Annotated in this window: 11 protein-coding genes; 4 read left to right on the forward strand and 7 right to left on the reverse strand. The window is 63.7% G+C overall.

What is annotated here, in order from left to right:
* Positions 1–57 precede the first annotated feature (57 nt).
* Complete coding sequence (locus RMO57_RS08850; RefSeq protein ID WP_414896395.1) at positions 58–561, forward strand: lyase family protein; 504 nt, start codon at positions 58–60, stop codon at positions 559–561.
* Here RMO57_RS08850 and RMO57_RS08855 read toward each other — a convergent pair.
* From RMO57_RS08855 to RMO57_RS08870, 4 genes are all read right to left on the reverse strand, one after another.
* Positions 550–1,683, reverse strand: coding sequence for a chromate transporter (locus RMO57_RS08855; protein ID WP_310385839.1), 1,134 nt, complete (start codon positions 1,681–1,683; stop codon positions 550–552). The two genes, RMO57_RS08850 and RMO57_RS08855, sit on opposite strands and share 12 nt — an antisense overlap.
* Positions 1,684–1,733: 50 nt before the next feature.
* Positions 1,734–2,360 carry a rhodanese-like domain-containing protein gene (locus tag RMO57_RS08860; RefSeq protein ID WP_310385830.1) on the reverse strand — a complete coding sequence of 209 codons (627 nt, stop codon included), beginning with the start codon at positions 2,358–2,360 and terminating at the stop codon, positions 1,734–1,736.
* A 35-nt stretch (positions 2,361–2,395) separates the two neighbouring features.
* On the reverse strand, positions 2,396–3,334 hold the full coding sequence (locus RMO57_RS08865) for a chromate resistance protein ChrB domain-containing protein (RefSeq protein ID WP_310385831.1): 939 nt from the start codon (positions 3,332–3,334) through the stop codon (positions 2,396–2,398).
* 105 nt (positions 3,335–3,439) lie between these two features.
* On the reverse strand, positions 3,440–3,658 hold the full coding sequence (locus RMO57_RS08870; protein WP_310385832.1) for a hypothetical protein: 219 nt from the start codon (positions 3,656–3,658) through the stop codon (positions 3,440–3,442).
* An 80-nt stretch (positions 3,659–3,738) separates the two neighbouring features.
* On the opposite strand from RMO57_RS08870, the gene RMO57_RS08875 reads away from it, so the two are divergent.
* Positions 3,739–5,043 carry a PEP-CTERM sorting domain-containing protein gene (locus RMO57_RS08875; protein ID WP_310385833.1) on the forward strand — a complete coding sequence of 435 codons (1,305 nt, stop codon included), beginning with the start codon at positions 3,739–3,741 and terminating at the stop codon, positions 5,041–5,043.
* Positions 5,044–5,303: 260 nt separating this feature from the next.
* Here RMO57_RS08875 and RMO57_RS08880 read toward each other — a convergent pair whose 3' ends face one another.
* Together RMO57_RS08880 and RMO57_RS08885 are read right to left on the reverse strand one after the other, a co-directional pair.
* On the reverse strand, positions 5,304–5,942 hold the full coding sequence (locus RMO57_RS08880; protein ID WP_310385834.1) for a 3-oxoacid CoA-transferase subunit B: 639 nt from the start codon (positions 5,940–5,942) through the stop codon (positions 5,304–5,306).
* A 2-nt stretch (positions 5,943–5,944) separates the two neighbouring features.
* Positions 5,945–6,649 (reverse strand): CoA transferase subunit A, encoded by a 705-nt coding sequence (locus tag RMO57_RS08885; RefSeq protein ID WP_310385835.1) that lies wholly within the window; start codon positions 6,647–6,649, stop codon positions 5,945–5,947.
* Positions 6,650–6,793: 144 nt separating this feature from the next.
* Here RMO57_RS08885 and RMO57_RS08890 point away from each other — a divergent pair, with 144 nt between their 5' ends.
* A complete protein-coding gene (locus RMO57_RS08890; protein WP_310385836.1) occupies positions 6,794–7,339 on the forward strand; it encodes a LuxR C-terminal-related transcriptional regulator in 546 nt (181 codons plus the stop codon).
* 13 nt (positions 7,340–7,352) lie between these two features.
* Here the strand turns inward: RMO57_RS08890 and RMO57_RS08895 are convergent, their stop codons facing one another.
* Complete coding sequence (locus tag RMO57_RS08895) at positions 7,353–7,568, reverse strand: SlyX family protein (protein WP_310385837.1); 216 nt, start codon at positions 7,566–7,568, stop codon at positions 7,353–7,355.
* 151 nt (positions 7,569–7,719) lie between these two features.
* On the opposite strand from RMO57_RS08895, the gene RMO57_RS08900 reads away from it, so the two are divergent.
* Positions 7,720–7,989, forward strand: a complete 270-nt coding sequence (locus tag RMO57_RS08900) for a TIGR03643 family protein (RefSeq protein WP_310385838.1) — start codon at positions 7,720–7,722, stop codon at positions 7,987–7,989.
* Positions 7,990–8,291 lie beyond the last annotated feature (302 nt).

An 8,291-nucleotide genomic window follows, 5' to 3' on the forward strand; every position in this document is an offset into this window, starting at 1 on the left:
CATCGCCGGATTGTAGTCTCCCGCCGGAATGTCTTCGGTGATCGTGGTCATGCCCTGTTGTTTCTAGAATTTCCTGAGGACGACGAAATCCGCGACCTGCCGCAGGCGCCGCGTGCGCGCGCCATCATGCCGGGCAAGGTCAACCCGACACAGGTCGAGGCACTGACCATGGTCTGCGCCCAAGTGATGGGCCATGACACCGCGATTGGCTTTGCCGCTAGCCAAGGGCAGTTCGAGTTGAATGTCTACAAACCGCTGATCATTCTGAATTGCCTGGACAGCCTGAACCTGCTGACCGAGGCGATGCGCAGCTTTGAGCAGCATTGCCTGCAGGGCTTGATGGCCAACCATCAGCGCATCCAGACCTTGCTGCAATCGTCGCTGATGTTGGTGACCGCGCTGGTGCCGCATATCGGCTATGACCGCGCGGCAGCCATCGCCAAGCACGCCCATCAAACGGGCACCACGCTGCGGGCGGCGGCGTTGGAGCTGGGGGCAGTCAGCGCAGCGGACTTTGATGCCTGGGTGGACCCGGCCAAGATGTTGGGCTCACCTGAGTAAGCCGTCTATTGATGGGGTTACGCCCAAGCCAATCAACGCCGCCATCAACACGATCAGCGGCTCGGGGAATTTCTTGAAGCGCCACAGGATGGCGATGGTGGCCAGGGCCAAGCCCGCCGTCATCCAGTCGGTGATAGCCCGCTGGCCGATGACGACGACGGCGCCGCTGATGGCGCCAATCGCCGCCGCCGTCACGCCGTCAACAAAGGCAACGATGGCCGGGCGCTTGCCATGCTTTTTGAAATACGGCGCCGGCAGGATGGTGAACAAATAGCAGGGCACAAAGGTCGCCAGCGCCGCCACCGCCGCACCCGAGAAGCCGGCCACCAAATAGCCGATGAAGGCGGTCGTGATGACCACCGGCCCGGGCGTGATCATGGCCACCGCCACGGCGTCGACAAACTGCCGGTCAGTCAGCCACTGGTGTTCCTGCACCACGCCGCTGTACAGAAACGGCACGATGGCCAGGCCGCTGCCGAAGACAAAGCTGCCCGCGTAGGCAAAGAAGGCGCCGATCTCGACCAGAAGGGGCCAGTCCGTGCTGGCGAATAGCGCCACGCCGGCCAGCGGCGCAGCGGCCGCAAAGCCGTTGAGCCGGCCCTTGAACTGAGGGCGCGCGCGCAGCAGCCAGACCAGGACGCCGGCGCCCAGGAAGAGCCAGACGACTTCCGACTGGGTGATCACGGTGACGCCGGCGCTGACCAGAAAGATCGCCCACAGCAGCTTGTCACGGCCGATGTTCTTGCTGGTCAGCTTGTAGGCGCTCATCGCGATGATGCCGATGACGGCCGCGCCCACGCCGTAGAACACCGCTTGCATCCAGCCCAAGCCCCCGTACGCGACATAGACCGCGCCCAAGCCCACCACCATAAAGAAGGACGGCAGCACAAAGGCCAGGCCGGCCAGCGTCGCGCCAAGCACCCGGAAATGCACATAGCCGAGATAGATGGCCAGCTGCGCCGCCAGCGGCCCCGGCATCAGCTGAGCCAGGGCCAAGCCCTCTTTGTAGTCGGCCTCGCTGATCCATTGCCGGCGCTCGACCAGGTCGCGGTACATGAAGCCGACCAGCGCCACCGGGCCGCCGAAGCCCCATGTACCCAAGCCCAGCATATAGCCGACCATTTGCCATCGCGTGTAGCGCGGCGCGGCCAGCGCAGCGCTGACTTGTGCCGTCACTGTTCGAGGTCCTGCTTGTTTTGCAGCGGCTTGCCGGCCGCGGCCCAGGCATCGATACCACCGGGCAAGTAGCTGGCCTTGATGCCCAGCGCGCGCAGCTTCACCGCAGTGACGCGGCCGACCTCATGGCCGTAGACGCAATAGACCAGCACCTCGGCGCCCGGCTGCAACTCAGTTGCCCAGTCGGCAACCTGCGCCGGATCGCGCCAGTGCGCGCCGGGTAACATCGTCTGCGCCTGCTCGAACATGGCGTCGCGCCGCACATCGACGACCACCTGGCGGCCCAGGTCCAGCTGCGCCAGGTCGGCGGCGAAACCTTCGCTGGCGTCTTGGACGGCTGCCTGGTAGAGCGCGTAGACCTCGTCCCAGTCGATCTGCGCGATGAAGGCCTGCGCCGCCGCAACCGGGTCCTGCTGCTCTGCCAATTCCAGCGCCAAGAGCACGACACCTTGATCGGCCGCCGCTTGATTCACCAGCAAGCCCGTGCGCGGCTGCAAGCTCAGCAACACCCGGCCCGCCTTGCTTCGTGCCGGCAGGGCGACGAAGTCCTCACGCCAGCGCGCGACGCTGCCGAAGCTGCCGGCCAGGGCCAGCGCCATCGCGGGGGTCATGGCAAGAGTCATGGCAAGACTCATGGCAGACGGCGGGCTGGTGTTCATCATGATGTTTTGTCCTGTTCGTGCTTGAAAGCGGTCAGCAAACCTTCAAAAACCCCGGCCGCCACCTGCATCAGCTGGTCGTCGTCGCTGATGGCCTCGCGCATGCCGGCGAGCACGCGCTCGACGCCGACCGCTTCGGGTGGCTGCACGCCACCGGCGTCCAGGCTGTGGACCAGCAGCCCCAGGCGCAGCAAGGCCGGCGTCTCCAGGCCAAAGCTGGCCAGCAAGGTTTCGAAGGTCACGCGCAGACCCACATGGCTGAAGGTCGCGCCGTCGAAATCGAAACCCAGCGCTTTTTTGGGGCAATCGGCCGGGCTCTTGAGCCAGATAAAGTGCGCCTCGGGGTCGATGAAGCGCCGAATCAGCCAGGCGCTGGCGAGCCGGTCCACCCAGGGCCGGTGGCGCGTGGCCCAGCTGCGGCCACGGTAGTCCGCGATGTTCAGCCGGATGATTTCGTCAGGCGTGGCGCGCGGCTCGTCCGGCGAGAGCACACGCTGGGCATCGAGTTCGAGCGCCTGCAAGGCCGCCGCCGTTTGCCGCTGCGCCTCAGCGGGAAAGAAGTCAATCGCCTGCAGCTGCTCCAGGCTCTTGCGCAGCTTGCGCGCTAGCTTCATCACATCCAGCACATTGTCTTCACGCAGCTCCGCTCGGGCTGCGGTGATCTGATTGAACAGCTCGCCAAACTCGGCGCTGCGGTCGAACAGCACTTTGAACTCCGCTGCGTCGCTGTGCGTGGACAGCAGGTAAGCGGTGCCGGCGTGGCTGCGCAGATCCGCGGCAATGCCGCCCAGCGTGGCTGCGTTGTCGGCTTGGTCGGGCAGCAGATAAACGCCGTCGCGCAGCAGCGCCGCACCGCAAGATTTGAGTGCCCGCCAGCAGCGCATGCGGGCGCTGGCGTTTTCGGTCGGCAGCGAAAGTATCAAAAGCAAGCAATTCATGGCGTAGATATTACTACCCTGTGTAGACTTTGCAACACTTTATTCAAATCTTTAGCCAAAGCGAATGCGACAGTCGCGCGGGCTCGTCGGCTGAAATAGACCCATTCAGACAATCAGCCGCCGCCGCAGCTGGAGCCGCCCAAGCAAGGCCGGATAGCGCTGCGCATGGTCACCGGCCAGCGCGGTGATGGCATGGGCGCGCTGGTAGTTGTGCTTGGCCACGGTCTGCCACGGCGTTTTCTGGCCCGGCTCCCATTGCGCCAGCAAGGCCTGGGGCTCGGCCAGATTCCGAAACGGCGACAAGCGCGCCCTTGGCGGCTTCATCTGGGCTGCCGCGACCCACTCATTCAGGGGGGGTGTATCGCCGCAATGAGCCTTTTTAGCCGCTGACATTGCGTTAGTCGATGAAGGCCAAGCCCGGTCTGTCCAGCGCCACCATCAAGTCACCGAGCCCTCTCATGACCCATCCCTATTGCAATCGCCGAAACGCCGTCCGTCTGTCCGTCGCTGTCGGCGCCGCATGGGCCGCGCTGGCCATGCCCGCGCAGGCGGCCTTTATCTCCAGCGACCGCACGATCGCCAACGGCAATCCGCTCAACGGCAACTACATCGGCGACACCCAATGGGTGGGCGTGTCCAGCGTCGCTAACGGAGAAGTCCAGCGCGTGGCGAATGTGCGGGTTGACGTGGTCGAGCCGGCGCTGTTCAGCTATAGCGATCAAACCGGCGGCGGTATCGATGCCTACAGCAATAGTGCGCTGCGGGTCTACGGCGGCACCTTCAACCAGATCTCGCCGACCGGCGCCGGCGGCGGCATCAGCCTGAATGACACCAGCACCGGCGTGATCAGCGGCGGCACGCTGCGTTTCTTGGGCGTTAACGGCTTGGCCGCCGGGGCAGCAGGCGCCCATGCGACGGTGAGTGGCGGCTTGATCCAGAACGGCCTGTCCAGCGTGGCCTATGTCCTCAACGGCACGCTCCAGGTGACGGGCGGCAGCATCATCTCGCAGTCGGGCCAGGCCGCGATCGCTGGCGCCGACGGCAGCGTGATCTCGGTCAGCGGCGGCACGGTGCAGTCGCTCAGCGGTGCGGCCATTTACTTAGGGGCAAACAGCGCGTTGACGCTCAGTGGTGGCACAGTCAGCGGCGCCGCCGGTGGCGGAGCGCAATGGGGTGTTCGGTTGGAGGACGCCACCATCACGGCGGCCTTGAACGGCGGTACGGTCAATGGCGGTGTGCGAGCCAACAGCTATGCGCCAGCGCCCGCCACGCAAGCGGCCTTGGGCGGCACGCTGACGGTCAATGGCGGCGTGTTTGCCAACGGCAGCGCCGCGCTTGATGTCAGCGGCGGCAGCTACAGCCGTTTTGCCGGCGCCGATGCATCCTTCTTCGCGCTGGGCAGCAACAGCATCAACTTCTACGGCACCGACCTGAGCTTGTCCGGCCCCACCGCCGGCAGCGTGTTTGAGACCAATCACTTCAACGGCAACTTTTATACCTTTACCGGCGGCACGTTCGCTGACGGGCAAAGCGCCATCGGCCTGCGCATTTTTGATGCCGAGACCTGGGCCGGCGGCGCCGCCGCGCTGGTGGGCGGCTTCACGCTCAACCCCTCACCCGTGCCGGAGCCCGCCAGCGGGCTGCTGCTGCTCTTGGCCTTGCCCTTGTTGGCCGTCGAGCTGCGCCGCAAGTCGCAAGCGCAAGCGTGAAGGCTAGCTTTGCCGTGTGGACCAGTTGCGCGCCGGGCACAACTTGATTGGCGAGCAAGCTCAGCTTGCCGGGGAATTCAAAATGCAACAGGAAGGCACAGCGAGACAGAGAGGGTCGGCGAACCGGATGAATCCCTCGGTGCCTTCCTCCCTCTCTCTGTGGTCGCTTTCCTTCGCTCGCGGCTGAGCTTTCTGGACAATCAAAAACTAACAAGACCGACTTGCGCCGGCCTTCCTCGTCAAAGCAAACTGTCCAAGCTTTACAGCAGCGGCACGCCCGTCTTGCTTTGCACCTCTTCGCGGCTGACACCCTCGGCCAGCTCGACCAGCTTCAGGCCCGCCGGCGTCACGTCCATCACGGCCAGGTCGGTGATGATGCGATTCACCACGCCTACGCCGGTCAGTGGCAAAGTGCAGTTAGGCAGAATTTTCATATCGGTCGTGCCATCTTTCTTGCGCGCCACATGCTCCATCAACACGATCACCCGCTTGACGCCGGCCACCAGGTCCATCGCGCCGCCCATGCCCTTGACCATCTTGCCGGGGATCATCCAATTGGCCAGATCGCCGCTGGCGCTGACCTGCATCGCACCCAGAATCGACAGATTGATCTTGCCGCCGCGAATCATGGCGAAACTGTCGTGGCTGCCGAAGATCGACGATCCCTTGATGGTGGTCACCGTCTGCTTGCCGGCGTTGATCAGGTCGGCATCGACCTCGGACTCAAGCGGAAAGGGCCCGATGCCCAGCATGCCGTTCTCGCTCTGCAGCCAGACCTCCTTGTCCGTCGGCACAAAGTTGGCCACCAGGGTCGGGATGCCGATGCCCAGATTCACATAAAAGCCGTCTTCCAGCTCCTGCGCGGCACGCGCCGCCATTTGGTCTTGAGTCCAGGCCATGACTACTCTCCCTTGATGGATAAAGTGCGCTTCTCAATCCGCTTTTCGGGATTGGCATTGACCACGATGCGGTGCACGTAAATGCCCGGCAGATGGACGGCATCCGGATCGATCTCGCCGACCTCGACCAGCTGTTCCACCTCGACCACGGTGGTCTTGCCGGCCATCACGGCGGCCGGGTTGAAGTTGCGCGCCGTGCGGCGGAACACCAAGTTGCCGCTCTTGTCGGCCTTCCAGGCCTTGACCAGGGCGACCTCGGGCATCAACGCGTGTTCCATCACATAGGTGTGGCCATCAAACTCGCGCAGCTCCTTGCCCTCGGCCACGATGGTGCCCACGCCGGTGCGCGTGAAAAAGGCCGGAATGCCGGCGCCGCCGGCGCGCAGCTTCTCGGCCAGCGTGCCCTGCGGCGTGAATTCCAGCTGCAACTCGCCGGCCAGGTATTGGCGCTCGAACTCCTTGTTCTCGCCCACATAGCTGGAAATCATTTTTTTGATCTGGCGCGTCTCCAGCAACTGACCCAGGCCAAAGCCGTCAACGCCGGCGTTGTTGGAAATAACGGTCAAGTCCCTGACACCGCTGTCGCGTAAAGCCGCAATCAGCGCCTCGGGGATGCCGCACAGGCCGAAGCCGCCGACCGCCAGCAATTGGCCGTCTTTGACGATACCCTTGAGCGCCTCAGCGGCACTGGGGAAAATCTTGTTCATTGCTGCTACTCCGTTCGAGCTTCGGAAGCCGCAGAGCGTACTACGCCGGGCTGCCGCTGGCGCATACGTAGAATCGCCTAAGTCAATACGCCAGGATTGACCGTTACGACTCTTCTACCCTGTTCGCCCTGCATTACCTCCTCAATGACACTTGACTACCGCACCGCCTTCGAGCTGGCGCCGATCGGCCTGGTGCTGTCGGCCAAGCGCTTGATCGTCGACTGCAACCGCCAGCTGTTGACCATGTTCGGCGCCGAGCAAGACCAGTTGCTCGGCCGCAGCTTTGAGGTGCTCTACCCCAGCTTGGTTGAGTTCGAACGCACCGGCGCGCGCATCGTCGCGGCACTGGACAAACGAGGGTTTTATGCCGACGACCGGGTGATGAAGCGGGTCGGCAGTGGCGAGCTGTTTTGGTGTCATGTTTCGGGCCGCGCCTTGAACCCGGAAGACCCGCATGCGGAAGGCATCTGGAGTTTTGAGGATTTGTCGGCGCACCGCCAATTGAAGGCCGAGCTGACCGCCCGCGAGCGCGAGATTGCCGCGCTATTGATCGAGGGCCTGACCAGCAAAATGATAGGCCGCCGGCTGGAGATCAGCCCGCGCACGGTCGATGTCTACCGCGCACGCTTGATGAAGAAGTACTCGGCAGGGTCGACGCCGGAGCTGATTCACAAAATGTTGAGCGCTTGAAGCGACGGCGCCGTCAGTAGTGCGGCGGCAAATCATCCATCAGGCTGCGAAACACCGGCGCGCCGGCGTCGGGTGCCTGCTGGCGCAGGGCGGCCAACTCGCGGCTGATCAAATCGATCTGATCCTGCTGGCGCGTAATGATCAGGTTCAGCTGATCCAGGAGGTCTTCGGTGAAGCTGGCCTTGATTTCCAGCTCGGTCAGGCGGGTTTCGATATTGCTATTGTCCATCTCGCTATTGGACGTTACTTTTGAGCAGCACGAGCGCCGCCAAGTGGGCAATACCCTGGCACCCTGCTGAGGCTTGCTTAAACGGCGAAGATCCTGCTCGTGTTTTACCTCACCCTCTCAGCATGCCCACGCAACCACTGCCCTGCCTGCCATGAATACGCCGCCGACTGATCCCTTGGCGCTGGGCGCCGCCGATATCTCCCGCATCATCGAGATGGCTTGGGAGGACCGCAGCTCCTTCGACGCCATTAAGGCGCAATTTGGCCTGAATGAGTCCGCCGTGATTGCCTTGATGCGCCGCCAGATGCTGCCGTCGTCCTTTCGGATGTGGCGCAAGCGGGTGGCGGGCCGGCGCAGCAAGCATGCGGCGCTCAGCGGGGTCAAGCTGCCGCGTCACCGCGCAGCGCACACCCGGCAGTAGCTGCTGTGGGGGCGAAGAACTCCGCGCCTGTGCAGCGCGCCCTGGTCTGGTTCAAACGCGATCTGCGGGTGCAGGACCACGCGGCGCTGGTGGCCGCACTGGCCTGCGACGACGCGCAGCCTGACGCTCGGCGCGATCGACGGCGAGGCAATTCCTCGACTCATCGCCGCCATCCTTTGACGAATGCGAGTGGCCATGACCGCCCATCGACGCGTGGCCTGTAGGACAATTAGATATGATCAGCAAGAGTCAGTTGGATGATTATAGTTCACAAAAACTTCACAACGCGCTCACTGTGAAAC

It is taken from the genome of Roseateles sp., from assembly GCF_031397715.1.
Classification (GTDB): domain Bacteria; phylum Pseudomonadota; class Gammaproteobacteria; order Burkholderiales; family Burkholderiaceae_C; genus Paucibacter_A.